The organism is Amycolatopsis orientalis DSM 43388 (genome assembly GCF_000411975.1).
Lineage (GTDB): Bacteria > Actinomycetota > Actinomycetes > Mycobacteriales > Pseudonocardiaceae > Amycolatopsis > Amycolatopsis orientalis_D.
On the sequence record NZ_ASXG01000192.1, the window covers coordinates 1 to 15,621 of the forward strand.

Below are 15,621 nucleotides of genomic sequence, written 5' to 3' on the forward strand. Positions count from 1 at the left end.
AGTACAGGGCAGATTACCCACGTGTTACTCACCCGTTCGCCACTCATCCCCGGCCGAAACCGGATCAGCGTTCGACTTGCATGTGTTAAGCACGCCGCCAGCGTTCGTCCTGAGCCAGGATCAAACTCTCCAACAATGCTTTCGAGTCCGATCGAGACTACATCTCAATCAATATTCTCAAAGGAAACCCCGACGAGGGGGTTTACCAAAATAAGCTCTACTGGCTTAGTTCACTAGCACACTGTTGAGTTCTCAAGCAACACACCCCGCATCAACCCCACCCCCGCAAGGGCGAGCCTGACCGAAGCGGTCATTCCTAGCAGTTTTTGGTGGGACACCCACTCAATCACCCTAGAGGCGAGAGCTTGGTTCGTGTCCCGGCGGCCGCCCGGTCTCCCTGGCGACGAAGAGAAGATTACACGCCCTGAAACGGCCTGAAACAGGGGGGTCCCTTAATCCGATCTTCGCAGGTCAACCCGCCGAATGCGCCCTCTCCGGCCGGTCTGACGGGGCCGAGCGGCCGGGGGTCGGCGGATGAGCGCGCGACGAATCCCGCCGCTTATCGGCTCGCGGATGCCGTAATCCGGAAGAAGGCGCGGTGCGCGTTATCGGTGAATGCACGAACCCGGCCGGCCGACGCGGAGCGGATCGTCGCTGGACGTCGGCTCGCCGAGCGGAACGGTGCGGAGGTCGCCGAGTTGCTCGCTGGATTCACCGGGGCGCTGGCCCAATTCGGAGAGCTGGTCGAGACACAGGGGCTCACCGCTCCGGTGCTGGCCCACCGGCTGCAGAGCTCCGGTCGTCACCGACGGGCCGTTCGGAGAGACCGAGGCCGTCATCGCCGGGTACTGGATGGTCGACTGCGCCAGTTTCGACCGGGCGACCGACGTCGCGACGGGACTGCTCAAAGCACCGGGGCGGCTGGCCGACGCCGGGGGCGTCCGGCGGTGATGGGCAGTGCCCCTGACCCACGAGGCAGGCAGAGATGGCTGACCCCACGGTCCACACGATCCACTGGCTGACCGGCACGGCGGGTTCGGCGATCCGGATCTACGCCGAGGAACCGCGGGAAGCGCCCGCCGCGGGCCACAACCCGGGGCCGCTCGGTGGGTGACGCCCGGCAGTTCTTCGCAAGGCTGCGCTGAAAACATTGCTCCGACTACATTGCACCTTATTGCTCTGATCTATCGCCCCGATTAGCGTCAGGAGCATGCAGACAGTCCTTCTCCCGTCGGGCGCTCGGATCGCCTACGACGACTTTGGCCAGCAGGCGAAGCTCGCGGTGCTTCTCGTGCACGGGCACCCGTTCGACCGGTCGATGTGGGGTCCGCAGGCCGGCTATCTCGCGCGGAATGGCTACCGAGTCGTGGTTCCTGACCTGCGGGGTTACGGCGAGAGCAGCGGCCCGGCGGTCGGCGGGCTCGGAGACTTCGCCGAGGACCTCGTCGGGCTGGCCGACCACCTCGGCATCGACCGCTTCGCGTTGGGCGGGCTGTCGATGGGCGGGCAGATCGTGATGCAGACCGTCCGCGATCACCCTGAGCGGATCGCCGCATTGCTCCTCGCCGACACGTTCGCCGAGCCGGAGACCGACGAAGGAAAGGTGGCGCGCAACCAGGTCGCGGACCGGGTGCTCGCGGAAGGCATGACCGCGTACGCCGACGAGCTGCTGCCGAAGATGCTGTCGGCGGGCACGCTTCACGAGAACCTTGAAGTGACTGGGCACGTCCACAAGATGATGCGCGGCGCACCGGCGGCAGGTGCGGCAGCGGCGTTGCGGGCCCGGGCGAAGCGGCCTGACTACCGCGATTCGCTGAAGCAGGTCAGCGTGCCGACACTGGTCGCGGTGGGCAGCGAGGACGAGTTCACCCCGGTCTCCGACGCGCGGCTGCTGCACCAGCTCGTGGCCGGCTCGGAGCTGGTGGTGCTCGACGGTGCGGGACACCTGCCTAACCTGGAACGCGCGGCCGAGTTCAACGACGTGTTCGGCCGGTTCCTGGACCACGCGGAAGAACGGTGACTCACTCCATGAAGACCGTATTGGTGACCGGCGCGAGCGCCGGGTTCGGTGCCGCGATCACGCGCCGGTTCGTCGCGGAGGGCGCCCGGGTCGTCGCCGCGGCCCGCAGCGGCGATCGGCTGAAGGCGCTCGCGGACGAACTGGGCGACGCGGTGTACCCGCTGGTGCTCGACGTGCGCGACGCGGACGCGGTCGCGGACGTCGTCGCGCAGCTGCCCGAGGAGTGGGCGAAGATCGACATCCTGGTCAACAACGCCGGCCTCGCCAAAGGTCTCGAGCCGGCGCACGAGGCGAAGCTGGAAGACTGGGACCAGATGATCGAGACCAACGTGACCGGTCTCGTCCACCTCACCCGCGCAGTGCTGCCCGGCATGGTCGAACGCGGCACCGGGCACGTGATCAACATCGGTTCGGTCGCGGGCAGCTACCCCTACCCCGGCGGCAACGTGTACGGCGCGACCAAGGCGTTCGTCCACCAGTTCAGCCTCAACCTGCGCTCCGACCTGCGCGGCACCGGCGTCCGCGTGACGAATGTCGAGCCCGGCCTGGTAGGCGGCACCGAATTCTCGACCGTCCGCTTCGACGGCGACCAGGCCAAAGCAGCCAACGTCTACGCCGGCACCACCCCGCTGACCGCGGACGACGTCGCCGAGTCGGTGTTCTGGGCCAGCTCGCAGCCAAAGCACGTGAACATCAACGTCATCGAACTGATGCCAGTAGTACAGACCTTCTCCGCCCTGAACATCGACCGCAACTCCTAACCGCACCAGCGCACCCAACATCGAGGCACCCACACCTCCCCCGCACCCCGATACGAAGCCAAACTGCGGTTCGGGGGTGCTTGTCAAGGCACGCTTTCCCGCGTTGACAAGCACCCCCGGACCGTCAGCACAATCAAGCTTCGGGGTGCCCCACGCCACTCCATATGCAAGGTCGCCCGCCAGAGCGACGAGCAGTCACCCAGGCGCAAACCGCTCCAACCCGAACAACTCGAACAACGCCTGCTGCCTCCCCGTCCGATCCGACAAGATCCGCCGCGTCCTCGGCCTCCCCCCGGTAGACCGATGCCGCAAAACCGTCTCCCCGATCCCCCGCAACTGATCCAATAGCTCGGCCACCGACAAATTCATCCCCGCCCGGTCCGCCTCCCGCCGCATCAGGTGCGTAACCGTCGCCGCGAGCACGGACACCGCCGTATGCACCGCGATCCGATGCGAAGTCCACTCCCACCGGGGGGACGGCCCAGCCACCGCGGCCCCGGTCAGCCACCGAAACGTCGACTCGAGGTGCGTCCGCGCCCGATAAGCGGTGACCACCTCGGCGACCGGCCAATCCCGATCAGTCACCAGAATCTGCTTGCCGAAGAACTCCTCCGCCAACCGAGCGACCGCTGCCTCGTCGACCCGCCGCTCCAGCCGCAACTCCCCCGCGCGGCTCCCGGTGAGCGTCGTATTCAACACGCGCTCCACCCGACGTCCGCGAATGATGCGCGACATCTCCGCGTGCACCTGGGTCCGATCCCCGCGATGGGTACCGGCAGCGAGCGCAGCGGCCAACCCGTCAAGCTCCCGCACCGTAGTGCTCAATTCACTGGTGAACGCCCGGTACTGCGCCGCGTGCAACGTCGCCGAATGAGTAAGGATGACGCGCCGGCGAGCACCGTCCACAGTCGCCACCGTGTCGAACGCGGTCAGCCCGGCAAACCGCTCCGGATCCACCCTCCTCCGCACCGACGCCGGACGCGCGAGCAAATCCGGATGATCAGCCAGTGGAAGCGATCCGACAAACCCGCGCCGCGCACCAAGATCGAGCTGCGCGGCCTGCCCGGCATGGAAAACCAACGTGACGTCCGTCGCCGGATACCGTTCCCCCAATTCCACGGCCAACGCACCGAACGCAGGCGCGCCATCCCTCCGATAAACCCGCGACGCCAACGGAATCGCCCCGTCCCGCGTAACGACCAGACCGAGCCCGGCGAGTACGTCCTGACCCGCCGACGGCAGCGTGCAATCCGCAGCGGTGAACGCGGCGAACTGCGCGACATCAACGGCTAAGGCTTCCGTTCCGTCGTCGCCCAGCAATTCCAGAACCGCTTCCGCCACAACGGTTTCCACCCCGGCGATCCGCTCCGGAGTAAGCCGCTGCAACGCCCGCCAATGACTAGCCGTGGTGATCGACCCCTTGGGCGGCCGGGGCCGGACCAGATCTTGCGCCAGGCAGCCGTTCCACCACTCCTCGAACTCCGTCTCCGGCGCCGTCGCCCGATGCAGCACGGCCAGCGCGACGTGGAGACCGAGCGTCGGCCGAGCCCGCTGCGGGCCGGCGACGGAGTCGACGCGCCGGACGAGGTCCAGGCGCTGGAGCGTCCCCCACACGGCGGAAACGTCGCCGAACGAACGATGCCGCGCGCCAGCCGCTTCCGGACCGCCGCCGGCCACCGCCGCGGCGATGTCCTCGGCCGTGCCGAGATACCGCTGGCCGACCACGCGCGGTTTGCCGTCGACGCGCGCGGACTCGGCGAAGTAGTAGTACGTCCGCCCGCCGATGCGCTTCCCGATCACTGACGCCACCCTTTAGGTAATACCGCCGTCAGCAGCCACCGACAAGCCCGCAACCTGCGCTAATGATCACTTCAGACACCGCCTCGGCTCGGCGGCGGGCTAAGAGCTGGCTGGTCGCGGCGGCCGGGTCCTAGCGTGGCGGGAATGGAGCCCGAAGCTGGCGTGACCACGCCCACCCCGTCGGCCATGCGCCGTGCGCTCGCCCGGGCGCGAGACGGGAAGACGCTCGACGTCGCCGAGGCGGCAGTGCTGCTGCACGCGCGCGGCGACGACCTGAAGACTTTGTCCGAACACGCCTCCCGCATCCGCGACGCGGGCCTCGAAGAAGCCGGTCGCGCGGGGATCATCACCTACAGCCGCAAGGTGTTCATCCCGCTGACCCGGCTGTGCCGGGACCGGTGCGGCTACTGCACGTTCGTCACCGTCCCCGGCAGGCTCGAATCGCCGTTCCTGTCGCCGGACGAGGTCCTCGACATCGCCCGCAAGGGCGCCGAGATGGGCTGCAAGGAAGCCCTGTTCACCCTCGGCGACCGGCCGGAGGACCGCTGGAAGGCCGCGCGCGAATGGCTGGACGCGCACGGCTACGACGACACGCTGTCCTACGTCCGCGCGATGGCGATCCGGGTGCTCGAGGAGACCGGTCTGCTGCCGCACCTCAACCCGGGCGTGCTGAGCTGGCAGGACTTCCAGCGGCTCAAGCCGGTCGCGCCGTCGATGGGCATGATGCTGGAGACCACCGCGCGCCGGCTGTGGAGCGAGAAGGGCGGGCCGCATTACGGTTCGCCGGACAAGGATCCCGAGGTCCGGCTGCGGGTGCTGGAGGACGCCGGGCGCAGCTCGGTGCCGTTCACCACCGGTGTGCTGATCGGGATCGGCGAGACGCACGAGGAACGCGCCGACGCGCTGTTCGCGATCCGCAAGACCGCGCGCGAGTACGGCGGCATCCAGGAAGTCATCGTGCAGAACTTCCGGGCCAAGCCGGACACGAAGATGCGCGCGACCCCGGACGCCGACCTCGAAGAACTGGCCGCGAACATCGCCGTGGCCCGGCTGGTGCTGGGTCCGCGGATGCGCATCCAGGCCCCGCCGAACCTCATCGGCGACCAGTACGACCTGATGATCCGCGCGGGCATCGACGACTGGGGCGGCGTTTCCCCGCTCACCCCGGACCACGTCAACCCCGAACGCGCGTGGCCGCAGATCGACCTCCTGGCCCGGCAGACCGAGAAGGCCGGATTCGCCCTGCGCGAGCGGCTCACCATCTACCCGGAGTACGTGAAGCGCGGCCAGCCGTGGCTCGACCCGCGCGTCACGCGGCACGTCGCGGCGCTGGTCGACGCGGAAACCGGGCTGGCCCGCGACGGCGCGATGCCGGTCGGGATCCCGTGGCAGGAGCCGGACGGCGGCTGGGAGGAATCCGGCCGCACCGACCTGCACACCGAGATCGACACCACCGGCCGCACCGAGGACCGGCGAGGCGACTTCGACTCGGTCTACGGCGACTGGAAGGAAATCGGCCGGAAGATCAAGACCGGGCCGCAGCGGTTCGACACCGACATCCGGGACGCGTTGCGCAGTGCGGAAAAGGACCCCGCCGGATTGTCCGACGACGCCGCCCTCGCACTGCTGCACGCCGACGGGCCGGAACTGGACGCGCTCACGAAACTGGCCGACGACCTGCGGCGCGAGGTCGTCGGGGACGACATCACCTTCGTCGTCACGCGGAACATCAACTTCACCAACGTCTGCTACACCGGCTGCCGGTTCTGCGCCTTCGCGCAGCGGAAAACGGACGCGGACGCATACACGCTGTCGCTGGAGCAGGTCGGCGACCGGGTGGACGAGGCGTGGGCCGCGGGCGCGACCGAGATCTGCATGCAGGGCGGGATCCACCCGGACCTGCCGGGCACCGCGTACTTCGACCTCGCGGCCGAGGTGAAGCGGCGGCAGCCGGACATCCACCTGCACTCGTTCAGCCCGATGGAGGTCGTGAACGGCGCGTCCCGGACGAATCTGTCCATTCGCGACTTCCTGCTCCGGGCGAAGGAGTCCGGAGTGGACTCGCTGCCGGGCACCGCGGCGGAAATCCTCGACGACGACGTCCGGTGGGTGCTCACCAAGGGCAAGCTGCCGACCGACGCGTGGATCGAGGTGGTCACCACCGCGCACGACATCGGCCTGCCGACCACGGCGACGATGATGTACGGCCACGTGGACAACCCGAGCCACTGGGTCGGGCACCTGAAACTGCTGGCCAAACTGCAGCGCGAAGGCGTGGAACGCAACGGGCGGCGCGGGTTCAGCGAATTCGTGCTGCTGCCGTTCATCCACCAGAGCTCGCCGATCTACCTGGCCGGCCTCGCCCGCGCGGGCACGACGCTGCGCGAGAACCGGGCGGTGCACGCGCTGTCCCGGCTGCTGCTGCACGGCACGTTCGACAACATCCAGAGTTCCTGGGTGAAGCTCGGCGAGGAAGGGAGCCGGGCGGTGCTGCAGGGCGGCGTCAACGACATCGGCGGCACGCTGATGGAGGAGACGATCAGCCGGATGGCGGGTGCGTCGAACGGGTCGTACAAGACGATCAGCGACATGCGCGCGATGGTCGAGCCGCTCGGCCGTCCGTTGCGGCAGCGGACCACGTCCTACGGCACGCCGAGCGCCGAGCGGCTCGCCGCGGCGCAGGCGTCGGACGGAGTCGCGATGGCGGTGCGGAAACCGTTGCTGCCGCTGCTCACGCCGTGATCACCCGGTGCGGTGCAGCCGCCACAAGGCGATAGCCAGCTGCAACCGCAGACGACCCGCGGGATCGCGTACTGGCCAGCCGAGCAGGTGTTCGGCGTGGGCCAGGCGCTCCTGCAGGGTCGAATGGTGCACTACCAGCGTGTTCGCCGCGGAACGCAGACTCGGCGCGCCCGCTACGGCGACCAGCGTGGGCAACACCCACGGGGCCGCCGTGCGGGCGTGCTCCAAGCTGGTTACGTCCGCGACCGGTTTGGCACCGGGTCCGACCGCGTCGGCGAGCACCGCCAGCCCGCCGAGTTCGGCGTAGTCCACCACGGACGGTCCGGGATCGTCTTCGGTTGCGGTGAAACGGAAAGCCGTGCGGGCTTGCCGGCCGGACAGCGGCAGGTCGACCAGGTCCACCACCGTTCCCAGGCCAACCCGGCTACGCTCCGGCGGAGTCCACTGTGGAGGGACGACCAGCGGGACCGCGTCGGTCACGACCGCCCGCGCAGTGGCACCGAGCCCGAGGCGATGCGCGGCGCGCAAACGGGTTCGCTCGTCGGCGGACGCATCGAGCACCACCTCGACGGACGCCGGATCGACGACCCGGCCGCGCGTGCGGTCCAGCACCGCCCGGGCCGCGGCGGACGCGCGCTCCAGCACCATCGCGTCCACGGGGCTCGGCGGACCGGGCCGTTCCAGCCACAGCGCGACCGGCCCGTCCGGACGCACCGGAGCCGACGGCCAGTCCGGATCGGGCGGCTCGGCGGACGGCACCACGCGCCCGTCCGGTTCGACGCGAACGCGCACCCGGCGTTCGTCGTCGGCCAGCCGCGCGGGACAGCCGGACAGCACCGCCGCCCCGCGCACGATCGGCTCCAGCCCGGCGCGGCCCTCGACCAGCCGGTCGAAATACGCGATGACCTTGACCGTCTCGGCCGCGCCGGGATCGAGCGCGCTCAGATGCGTGACCAGCTCCCTCATCGGTCCATCATCGCTTGTCCGGTTCAGCCGAGCAGCCGCCGCAGCCACGGCGTGCGCTCGGCGCGGGCCTGCTGCGACAGCGCCGCCTGCGGAGCCGAGCCGTCGAAGCCGTGGAAGGCGCCGGGCCAGACGTGCAGTTCCGCCTGCACCCCGGACAGCCACAGCCGGTTCGCGTAGGCGATGACCTCGTCGCGGAAGGTCTCGGTGCTCCCGACGTCGAGGAACGCGGGCGGAAGGCCGGACAAGTCTTCAGCACGCGCGGGCGGCGGGCTCGCGGCGACACGTCCGGGCCGCCGCGAGCGTCGCCGAGCAGCGCGGTCCAGCCGACGTTGTTCGCGGCGCGGTCCCAGCTGCCCATCTCGGCCATCTGGATCGCCGACGGGGAGTCGTTGCGGTCGTCGAGCATCGGGTACACGAGCAGCTGGCCGATCAGTTCCGGGCCGCCTCGGTCGCGAGCGAGCAAAGCCGTCGCGGCCGCGAGCCCGCCGCCCGCGCTCGCGCCGCCGATCACGACGCGGGAGGCGTCGAATCCGTACTCGGCGGCGTGCTTGACCGTCCATTCGAGGCCGGCGTAGCAGTCCTCGACGGGTGCCGGATGCGGGTGTTCGGGCGCGACGCGGTAGTCGACGCAGACGAAGCCGAGGCCCAGTTCGGTCGCGTACTCCTTGAGGAAGTACAGGTCACCGCCCTTGTGCCCGCCGATGACCATGCCGCCGCCGTGCAGCCAGTACAGCACCGGCGCGTCGACCGCACCGGCCGGGCGCGCGACGATCAGCGGGATCGGCCCGCGCGGCCCCTCAGCGTCCACTTCGGACACTTCAAGGGTGCCGTCGGCGGTGATCTCCTCCAGCGAAATCTGCCGCTTCGCCGCGGCCGCGCGCACCGCCGGGATCGACTCGAGCGTCTTGATCGGCGGGCGCTCGGCCGCGAGCACCTCGAGCGCCGCGGCGAGCTCGGGGTCGAACGGGAGCGGCGGATAGGCGGTCATCGCGGGCCTCCAGCGGATTCGGGCAACTGGACCCATCCTTGCCGCCCGGGAGCCGGACCGGGCCAGCCGGGCGGCGGGAATCTCCCGCCAGACGGCGGGTCAGCGGCTCAGGCTGATCGCGTTCTTCGCCCGCTCGACCGATTCCTCCGACGCCGGTCCGGCCGGGTTCTCCGTGGCCAGCGCCTGGTTCAGTTCGGCGAACGGGCGCATCCTGGTCTCGTAGTCGGCGAGACCGTCGGCCAGGACGTACGCGCCGACGAGGGCGAGGCTCGTGCCCTGCCCGGACAGCACGGACGCGCAGTACCCGGCGTCGCCGACCAGCGCGACCCGTCCGGTCGTCCAGCGGTCGAGGTGGATCTGGAGCATGGCGTCGAAGAAGAAGGTCTCGGACTCCGCCATGGCTTTGACCAGGTCCGGCACCGGGCCGCCGACGTCGGCCAACCGCTGCGCGACAAGCTTCTTCTGCTCCGCGACGTCCCGGATCTCGCGGTACTCCGGCTCGCCGAAGCCGAGCGTCACCCGGATCTCCTCGTTGCCGGGCACCGGGTAGACCGCGCCGCCGACGCCCTCGCCCTGGAACCAGATCTGCCAATCCTCGAGGCCGAGCGTGTTGGGAGCCGGGAAGATCGCCAGGTACTGGCCGAGGTAGCGGCGGAACTGCTCCTCCGGGCCGAACGCGAGCCGCCGGACCGCCGAATGCGCGCCGTCCGCGCCGACGATCAGGTCGAACGTATGCGGCTCGGCCTTGGCGAATTCGACCCGGCCGGACTCGGCGTCGAGCGCGGTGATCTCGTCGCCGAAACGGAACTCGGCGTCGGCGCGGCGGTGCAGCAGCTCGACCAAGTCGTCGCGGAGGATCTCGATGTCCTCGCTGTCGAGGCGACCGCTGCTGAAGACGCGCTCCTCGGAACGGAACACCTCGTTGCCGGACGCGTCGAGCATCGACATCCCGCGCATCCGCGTCCGGGCCGCGCGGACCCGTTCCCCCAGTCCCATCCGGTCGATGACCTCCAGCGCGACCCCGCGGATGTCGATCGCCTGACCTCCGCTGCGCAACCCCTCCGCGCGCTCGACGACCGTCACGTCGTATCCGCTGCGGCGCAGCCAGTAGGCCGACGCGCACCCAGCGACTCCCGCTCCGCAAACCAGTGCTTTCGGCATGTCCTCACCCCTTAGTACGGTGCATCATTACCTGAATGAACCTGCCCTGACCTGGCTTCCACTGCCAGAACTGACCTAGTACAGATGACCCGCTGACCTAGTACAGACAGGACGCCGATGCCGACCGAACCGCCGTACCTCCGCATCGCCGCCACGCTGCGCGAAGAGATCTCGCAGTTGCCGCCGGGCGCGAAGGTGCCTTCGACGCGTCAGCTGGCTTCAACGCATGGTGTCGCGAACGCAACCGCAGCAAAGGCGCTCGACGTCCTGCGTCGCGAAGGCGTGGTTCGGGCGGAACCGCGGTCTGGCCATGTCGTTGCTGGTCAGCACTCCGAGACTGGGGCGAAGCGTCCAGTGCTGACCCGGGAACTACTGGTGCGCACGGCCATCGCGATCGCCGACACGGAAGGTGTCGCGGCGCTGTCGATGCGCGGACTCGCCGCGCGGCTGGGAGTTCCGGCGATGGCGCCGTACCGGTATCTGTCCGGAAAGGACGAACTGGTCTTCCTGATGGCGGACACGGTCTACGGCGAAACCGGTTACCCGCCACGGGAACCGGAGGGGTGGCGGGCGCAGTTGGAGCTGTCGGCGCGCACGCTGTGGTCCGTGCACCGGCGGCATCCGTGGCTGGCGCATCTCGTCCCACTCACCCGCCCCTGGCCGCTGCCGAACCTCGCGGCACACAACGAACGCGCGCTGGCCGCGTTGTCGGTCTTCGGGCTGAACGCGGCTGACCTGTGCGATCTGAATGTGTTGTTCTACAACCACATCCAGGGCACCGCGATCCATCTGGAACGCGAGCGGCACGCGATGGGGGCGACCGGGATCACCGAGGACCAGTGGATGGAGACGCAGGCGCGGGGATACGCGGCGCTGACCGGGTCCGGGCGGTATCCGGTGCTGGCGCGGATGGTGGCGGAGCTTGCCGAGGGGTACGACCTCGATCTGGACCACCTGTTCGAGATCGGGCTGCAGGCGCTGCTGGACGGGCTGGCTGTCCGATATCCGGTTGGCGGTAAGGGTGCCGGACGGCAGAATCAGTGAGCGTGATCCGCTTAGTCCCGACCGTCCGCGAGCGCCGGAAGTATCAGCGCGAGCGCAGGTATCTCGACTTCGAGATCGAGCTCCGCGCGCGAGTTCCTCCGCGAACTGGCGGGCCGCTGAGCGGTCAAGCGTGGGCATGAACGCCGATGCGGCCGAGCGGTACGTCCCGAGCCCAGACGCCGAGCATGTCCCGAGAGGCCCCCGACTTGCCGTAGACCCACGACCGAGGCGGTTCCAGGAGACCCTGCTGCCGCTCATCGAGGCCCGGTTGGACCGCGGTGCGCGGCCGATCCGCCGCTAAACGCCGAGCTTCAGGATGTCGATCCCCCGGTTGTTGTCCGCCACGTACACGTACCCGTCGTGCCAGTACGGCGCCCACGAAGCCGCGTCCGCCGGGCGGAAGTACGCGATCTGCGTCGGGTTCGACGGGTCGCTCACGTCGAGGAATCGCGTGCCCTGCGCGTAAAACGACTGCACCAGCACGTGCCCGCGCAGGTCGAAGTAGTGTGCCGAGCAGTCGTCGGACACCGGGTCGCTGCCTTCCTGCCCGGCGACGCTCCAGGTGCCGATGCTGCGCATCCGGAACGGCTTCTCCGGCGTCGACCGCCAGCCTTCGCCCTGATACGAGCCGTCCAGCGAAGAAATGGTCAGGACGCCGTCGCCCGCGCAGCCGGGGAGGAAGCTTTCCTCGGTGGCGTACACGAGGTCGTGCCCGCGCCACGCGCCGTCGTCTCGGGAGCCGACCGGGTGGAAGCTGTTGTGCAGGAACTTCGACGGCGCCGCGGTTTCCGACACTCCGCCACCCGCGTATGGCACCGGCTTGAGCGCGCTCGCCAGGCGGTAGCGGTTCTGCACCGGGTCGCGATGGAAGCCGGACGTCCAGTAGCCGCGCACGCCGCCCGCGCCGGATACCCACGCGACGCCCATTTTGTCGACCTGCACGTCGTGCACGTAGTCGGTTTTGCCGTCGTTGCGAGCGAGTTCGATCGGGTCCGGGTGCACCTTCGGGGCGCGCGGGTTGCGCACGTCGGTGACCCAGATCGGCCTGCCGCCCCAGTCCGCGGGCTGGTCGTCGGCCTTCGCCGGGCCGCCGGTCCAGAGGTAGCGGCAGTCGTCGGCGCAACTGGTGGTGTGGCCTGCCGGGACCTTGACGTAGCTGAGGATCTCCGGTTTCTCCGGATGCGCCACGTCGACCACGTAGATGCCGGACTCGCCGGTGTGCGTGTTGCCCTTGAACGCGCGCGGGTCCCGGGACAGGAACACGAGCTTGCGCTTCGCGTCGACCTCGGTGTCCTCGGTTTCCCACAGCCCGGGCAGGCTCAGCTCGCCGATCGCGCGCGGCTTCGCCGGATTGTCCGTGAGGTCGTACACCTTCAGGCCGAACTGGCCGGACACGACCATCACGTCGCGCTTGCCGTAGCTGAGGAAGTTCGCCGAAATGGCCCCTTGCGCGTCGGGCACGGTGCCGACCGGCCGCACGCCCTTGACCGCGCCCGGATCGCCGAGGCTGTGCTTCGCTTCGGTGACCGGCTTGTCGTCCTCGCAAGCCGCGGCGGGCAATCCGGTGGCGACGAGCGTCGCCGCCGCGGTCGCGATTGCCAGTCCGGAGCGAATCCACCAACGGCGCACGCGAAACCTCCAAGAGACCCCAGTGTGACTGAAGTACTTTAAGACGGTCCCTAACCGGACACAACCGCCTTTCGTTGCTTTCCACCTGGTAATAAGACAGCATGCGATCGCGTCTGCTGGTCCCGCTCACGCTCGCCGCCGTCGTCGCGGCCGGTACCTCCGGCTGTTCGTCGTCGGCCGAACCCGCCCGGCCCGGCGTCCTGTCGGTCGGCCTCGGCGAACCCGGCACGCTGCTGCCCGCCGACGTCACCGATCCGTCCGGGCGGCTCGTCACCGGCGCGTTGTGGACTCCGCTCGCCGATTACGATCCGGCCAGCGGAAAAGTCACCCCGCGCGCGGCCGAGTCGATCACCAGCACCGACCGGGCGACCTGGACCGTCCGGTTGCGGCCCGGGAAATTCCACGACGGCACGCCGGTCACCGCTCAGTCCTATGTGGACACCTGGAAGGCGATCTCAGGCCACCATTGGGCCAGCAGCCCGGTTCTCACGAAGTCCTTACGAGCCAAGGAAATAACCGCAGTCGACGCGAATCAGTTGCGGATCGTGCTCGATCGGCCGTCGAATCAGGTGCCCGCTTGGTTGTCCGCGCCCGGGCTCGTGCCGCTGCCCGCGTCGGTGCTGAAATCGCGCGACTGGAACGGGTTCGCCCGCCATCCGATCGGCAACGGCCCCCTGCGGTTAGAGGGCGACTGGCAGTCCGGTTCCGGCGGCAAGCTCGTCCGGGTCGCCGCGGATCCGGGCCAGGCGAAGGAAATCGAGCTGCGCGTCGGCAATCCGGCGGAGCAGTACGACGAGGTCAAGGAGGGCAAACTCGACGTCGCCACGTCTGTCCCGGGCGACCGGCACGAGGCGATGCACGCCGATTTCGCCGACCGGCACGCGATGTGGGCGCTCCCCCGCGCCGGCTACCTGGTGTTTTCCGCCGAGGCAACGCGATTCGCCGATCCCGCGGTGCGGCACGCCTTCGCGCTCGGCACCGACCGCGCCGCGCTGGAATCCGGTCCGCTCGCGCACCAGGCGGACGCGGCCAAGGGATTGCTGCCGCCGGCGGTCGCGCCCGGCGAACGGTTCGGGAGCTGCCGTCCGTGCACTTTCGACGGTCCGGCCGCCAAGTCCCTGCTGGACCAAGCCGGATTCACCGGCGACGCGGCCGTGTACTACGACAGTTTCGACGGCACCTGGCCGCAGGCGTTGGCCGAGGGGCTGTCGAAGAGTCTGGGAATTTCGGTTACCGCACAGCGAAAAGCCACCGGAGGCAAGCCGACCGGACCGTCCGCGCTGGAGGTCAAGGCCGTCTCGCCGAGCCCGGCCGACCTCCTCCACACGCTCGCGGACGCCGCCGGTTACACCGACGCCGGATTCGCCGCCGATCTCAATTCCGCCGAAACCACCGCGTCGCCGGAAGAAGCCGCGCAGCTGTTCCGGGTCGCCGAGAACCAGGCCCTGCGCGATCTTCCGGCGATTCCACTGTGGACCGCGCATGGCCACGCCGTCTGGTCCGCCCGGGTCCACGACGCGGTGACGACGCCGTTCGCTGGAATCGACCTGACCCGGCTGCGCGACTAAACCCGTGTGTGTTGCGCCAGCACTTCGCCGAACGCCGCCGTCAACGGATCCGGTTCGCTGCGGCCGTAAGCGACCAGCTCTCGCCGGATCGGTTTGCCCGGGCGCAAAACCCGGCCGCTGAACTCGGCGGGGAGCACGTTCGCCGGAACCAGCGCGGGCCCCAATCCGGCCGCCGCGAGCAACGGTGCGGCGGCGGTCTGTTCCGTGCGCACCGCGGGTCGCGGCCGGAATCCGGCTTCCGCGCAAGCGGCGTCGAGAAGTTCGGCTAAGCCGTGGCCAGGCGCGTAGTGCACCCACGCGCAGTCGGCAAGGTCAGCCAGGTCGACCGTACCGTCCGAAGTGGACTCCGTGGCGCCGTCGGCCGGGAGCACGACGACGAACTCTTCGGTGCCCAGCGTCCGCACCGGGCCCGTCCACCCGGCCGGACGCGGGCCGATCGCGAGATCCGCTTCTCCGGCCAGCATCGCGTCGCGCAGTTCGTCGGCGTGGCGGTACTCGAAAAGCCGCACGTCGACGTCCGGCCGTTCGCGCCGCCACACCCGCAGCGCCGGCGGCAGCACCCCGAGGCTCACCGAGTAGACCGTGGCGACCAGCAGTTCTCCGGCTACCTGGCCGGAAGCCTGTCGCGCGGCGCACCGGGCACGTTCGGCATCGGCGAGCGCGGCGCGGGCGTGCGGCAGCATCGCGCGCCCCATTGGCGTGAGCCGGACCGAACGCGGCAACCGTTCCAGCAACGGCCCGCCGACGCTGTGCTCCAGCGCCCGCATCTGGTGCGACAGCGCGGGCTGCGTCACGTGCAGCTGCTCGGCGGCCCGGGTGAACGAACCGGTGTCGACCACCGTGACCAGGTACTCGAGCTGCCGCAAGCTTGTCATAAGCACAGTTTATCGAAGCTGTGAGAAGTAAGCCTTGGACTCATCGTGAGAACGAGGTCAGGATCGG

General features: G+C 69.4%; 13 protein-coding genes, 1 rRNA gene and 1 pseudogene. 6 read left to right on the forward strand and 9 right to left on the reverse strand.

Annotation, left to right across the window (positions count from 1 at the left end; all coding sequences use genetic code 11):
* Both L942_RS38855 and L942_RS46090 read right to left on the reverse strand, forming a co-directional pair.
* Window positions 1-136 (reverse strand): 16S ribosomal RNA (locus L942_RS38855); the annotation flags it as partial.
* A 469-nt stretch (window positions 137-605) separates the two neighbouring features.
* Window positions 606-908, reverse strand: a complete 303-nt coding sequence (locus tag L942_RS46090; protein ID WP_037370103.1) for a hypothetical protein — start codon at window positions 906-908, stop codon at window positions 606-608.
* A gap of 77 nt (window positions 909-985) precedes the next feature.
* On the opposite strand from L942_RS46090, the gene L942_RS45960 reads away from it, so the two are divergent.
* The 3 genes from L942_RS45960 to L942_RS38870 all read left to right on the forward strand — a co-directional run bounded on the left by L942_RS45960 (window position 986) and on the right by L942_RS38870 (window position 2,781).
* Window positions 986-1,114, forward strand: a complete 129-nt coding sequence (locus tag L942_RS45960; protein ID WP_268745763.1) for a hypothetical protein — start codon at window positions 986-988, stop codon at window positions 1,112-1,114.
* 96 nt (window positions 1,115-1,210) lie between these two features.
* Window positions 1,211-2,020 (forward strand): alpha/beta fold hydrolase, encoded by an 810-nt coding sequence (locus L942_RS38865; protein WP_037370105.1) that lies wholly within the window; start codon window positions 1,211-1,213, stop codon window positions 2,018-2,020.
* An 8-nt stretch (window positions 2,021-2,028) separates the two neighbouring features.
* On the forward strand, window positions 2,029-2,781 hold the full coding sequence (locus L942_RS38870; RefSeq protein WP_037370107.1) for an SDR family NAD(P)-dependent oxidoreductase: 753 nt from the start codon (window positions 2,029-2,031) through the stop codon (window positions 2,779-2,781).
* A 195-nt stretch (window positions 2,782-2,976) separates the two neighbouring features.
* Here L942_RS38870 and L942_RS38875 read toward each other — a convergent pair whose 3' ends face one another.
* Window positions 2,977-4,590: an IS1634 family transposase gene (locus tag L942_RS38875; RefSeq protein WP_440201366.1), complete on the reverse strand. Its 1,614-nt coding sequence runs from the start codon at window positions 4,588-4,590 to the stop codon at window positions 2,977-2,979.
* Between the two features lie 135 nt (window positions 4,591-4,725).
* Between L942_RS38875 and L942_RS38880 the strand changes: the two genes are divergently transcribed.
* Window positions 4,726-7,323 carry a bifunctional FO biosynthesis protein CofGH gene (locus tag L942_RS38880; RefSeq protein WP_037370114.1) on the forward strand — a complete coding sequence of 866 codons (2,598 nt, stop codon included), beginning with the start codon at window positions 4,726-4,728 and terminating at the stop codon, window positions 7,321-7,323.
* On the opposite strand, the gene L942_RS38885 is transcribed toward L942_RS38880, so the two are convergent.
* From L942_RS38885 to L942_RS38895, 4 genes and pseudogenes are all read right to left on the reverse strand, one after another.
* Window positions 7,324-8,289 carry a helix-turn-helix domain-containing protein gene (locus L942_RS38885; protein WP_037370123.1) on the reverse strand — a complete coding sequence of 322 codons (966 nt, stop codon included), beginning with the start codon at window positions 8,287-8,289 and terminating at the stop codon, window positions 7,324-7,326.
* Between the two features lie 23 nt (window positions 8,290-8,312).
* On the reverse strand, window positions 8,313-8,534 hold the full coding sequence (locus L942_RS46095) for an alpha/beta hydrolase (protein WP_326929389.1): 222 nt from the start codon (window positions 8,532-8,534) through the stop codon (window positions 8,313-8,315).
* A gap of 80 nt (window positions 8,535-8,614) precedes the next feature.
* Window positions 8,615-9,313 (reverse strand): annotated as a pseudogene (locus L942_RS38890) (alpha/beta hydrolase); the annotation flags it as partial.
* Window positions 9,314-9,376: 63 nt separating this feature from the next.
* A complete protein-coding gene (locus tag L942_RS38895) occupies window positions 9,377-10,438 on the reverse strand; it encodes an FAD-dependent oxidoreductase (protein ID WP_037370125.1) in 1,062 nt (353 codons plus the stop codon).
* A 117-nt stretch (window positions 10,439-10,555) separates the two neighbouring features.
* Between L942_RS38895 and L942_RS38900 the strand changes: the two genes are divergently transcribed.
* Window positions 10,556-11,482, forward strand: a complete 927-nt coding sequence (locus L942_RS38900; protein WP_037370127.1) for a TetR/AcrR family transcriptional regulator C-terminal domain-containing protein — start codon at window positions 10,556-10,558, stop codon at window positions 11,480-11,482.
* Window positions 11,483-11,779: 297 nt separating this feature from the next.
* On the opposite strand, the gene L942_RS38905 is transcribed toward L942_RS38900, so the two are convergent.
* The gene (locus L942_RS38905) at window positions 11,780-13,111 is read right to left on the reverse strand and encodes an LVIVD repeat-containing protein (RefSeq protein WP_037370129.1); all 1,332 of its coding nucleotides are present in this window, start codon (window positions 13,109-13,111) and stop codon (window positions 11,780-11,782) included.
* Window positions 13,112-13,212: 101 nt separating this feature from the next.
* Between L942_RS38905 and L942_RS38910 the strand changes: the two genes are divergently transcribed.
* Window positions 13,213-14,679 (forward strand): ABC transporter substrate-binding protein, encoded by a 1,467-nt coding sequence (locus tag L942_RS38910; RefSeq protein ID WP_037370131.1) that lies wholly within the window; start codon window positions 13,213-13,215, stop codon window positions 14,677-14,679.
* Here L942_RS38910 and L942_RS38915 read toward each other — a convergent pair.
* The gene (locus L942_RS38915) at window positions 14,676-15,554 is read right to left on the reverse strand and encodes a LysR family transcriptional regulator (RefSeq protein WP_037370132.1); all 879 of its coding nucleotides are present in this window, start codon (window positions 15,552-15,554) and stop codon (window positions 14,676-14,678) included. The two genes, L942_RS38910 and L942_RS38915, sit on opposite strands and share 4 nt — an antisense overlap.
* Window positions 15,555-15,621: the final 67 nt, after the last annotated feature.

Bases quoted from the DNA above. Each gene is read 5' to 3' on its own strand.
- L942_RS38865 (WP_037370105.1), top strand. From the start codon at position 1,211: ATGCAGACAGTCCTTCTCCCGTCGGGCGCTCGGATCGCCTACGACGAC.
- L942_RS38895 (WP_037370125.1), bottom strand. From the start codon at position 10,438: ATGCCGAAAGCACTGGTTTGCGGAGCGGGAGTCGCTGGGTGCGCGTCG.
- L942_RS38885 (WP_037370123.1), bottom strand. From the start codon at position 8,289: ATGAGGGAGCTGGTCACGCATCTGAGCGCGCTCGATCCCGGCGCGGCC.
- L942_RS38880 (WP_037370114.1), top strand. From the start codon at position 4,726: ATGGAGCCCGAAGCTGGCGTGACCACGCCCACCCCGTCGGCCATGCGC.
- L942_RS38910 (WP_037370131.1), top strand. From the start codon at position 13,213: ATGCGATCGCGTCTGCTGGTCCCGCTCACGCTCGCCGCCGTCGTCGCG.
- L942_RS38900 (WP_037370127.1), top strand. From the start codon at position 10,556: ATGCCGACCGAACCGCCGTACCTCCGCATCGCCGCCACGCTGCGCGAA.
- L942_RS38870 (WP_037370107.1), top strand. From the start codon at position 2,029: ATGAAGACCGTATTGGTGACCGGCGCGAGCGCCGGGTTCGGTGCCGCG.
- L942_RS38915 (WP_037370132.1), bottom strand. From the start codon at position 15,554: ATGACAAGCTTGCGGCAGCTCGAGTACCTGGTCACGGTGGTCGACACC.
- L942_RS45960 (WP_268745763.1), top strand. From the start codon at position 986: ATGGCTGACCCCACGGTCCACACGATCCACTGGCTGACCGGCACGGCG.